The organism is Bacillus sp. JJ1566 (assembly GCF_036962685.1).
Lineage (GTDB): Bacteria > Bacillota > Bacilli > Bacillales > Bacillaceae_L > Ferdinandcohnia.
Genome location: NZ_JBALOP010000007.1, coordinates 175,053 through 175,545, shown reverse-complemented (window position 1 = coordinate 175,545; position 493 = coordinate 175,053). Strand labels below are relative to the sequence as shown.

Sequence of the window (493 nt, the reverse complement as noted above, 5' to 3'; positions counted from 1 at the left end):
CCTTTGGCAATCGGGCACGTTTCCAGTGCTTGCGTACTAATTAAATACAATTTGCAATCAAAAACCCCACAATTTGTGGGGTTTCCCTTACAATCCATATTAAAACATTTTAGAGATACGTTTACGCATTTTTTTCATGTTGCGGGCAGACATTACATCTGTTCTTTGCATCATTCCGTATGCCGCAGCACCTAGACCCATCGTGATTAGAGATGTCATTGCTTTATTCATAACCTCTTCACTCCTTGTTTAGGATTACATACTGATCCTTCTATCGTCCTCAGCAAACAGATCATCCAATGAACTGAGTGTGCCATCTTCCTCTACCTGATGTGTGAATATTTGTCCTTTATTTACAGATAGCTCGATAAAACATCCCCAGCAGTAATATTGGTTAACACCAATTTTACCGATATCTTTACTTTTACAATTTGGGCACTTCACAGGGTACACCTCACATCATGGAATTCCTAACATCAAATGCGCCTTGGCG

Annotated in this window: 2 protein-coding genes; both read right to left on the bottom strand. The window is 40.0% G+C overall.

Annotated elements, in window-relative coordinates; genetic code table 11:
* Window positions 1-99 precede the first annotated feature (99 nt).
* On the bottom strand, window positions 100-231 hold the full coding sequence (locus tag V7112_RS04960) for a YrzQ family protein (protein ID WP_335416296.1): 132 nt from the start codon (window positions 229-231) through the stop codon (window positions 100-102).
* Between the two features lie 24 nt (window positions 232-255).
* The gene (locus V7112_RS04955) at window positions 256-444 is read right to left on the bottom strand and encodes a hypothetical protein (protein WP_010678234.1); all 189 of its coding nucleotides are present in this window, start codon (window positions 442-444) and stop codon (window positions 256-258) included.
* Window positions 445-493: the final 49 nt, after the last annotated feature.